This window comes from Oleiphilus sp. HI0080 (assembly GCF_001635135.1).
In genome coordinates, this window is the sequence record NZ_LWFU01000147.1 from 1 (window position 1) to 452 (window position 452).

The 452-nt window shown below is 53.1% G+C and carries 1 protein-coding gene; it reads left to right on the top strand.

Annotated features, from left to right (window positions below):
* Positions 1-3 precede the first annotated feature (3 nt).
* Positions 4-452 (top strand): citrate/2-methylcitrate synthase (locus tag A3751_RS01755; RefSeq protein ID WP_304438993.1); only part of this gene is annotated, 449 nt, incomplete at its 3' end.

Here is a 452-nt window from a genome sequence, read left to right on the forward strand (position 1 = left end):
ACCATCGACTTACCAATGTATTCCGGCACAGTAGGCCCTGACGTAATCGACGTACGCGGCCTTGTGTCCGAAGGCCTGTTTACTTATGACCCAGGGTTCGTTTCCACAGCGGCATGTGAGTCATCAATCACCTACATTGATGGCGGCAAGGGTGTTCTTCTACACCGCGGCTACCCAATCGATCAGCTAGCTGAAAACTCCGACTACCTCGAGTTATGCCACCTACTCCTTCACGGAGAACTTCCTTCCAAAGAAGAGAGTGAGTCATTCCGCGCCACTGTGCGCAACCACACAATGGTTCACGACCAAGTACACCAGTTTTTCCGAGGCTTTCGTCGCGATGCTCACCCGATGGCGATCATGTGCGGTGTCGTTGGTGCATTGTCCGCGTTCTATCACGACTCTATGGATATTTCCGACGCTAAAGACCGTGAGATCGCCGGATTCCGCCT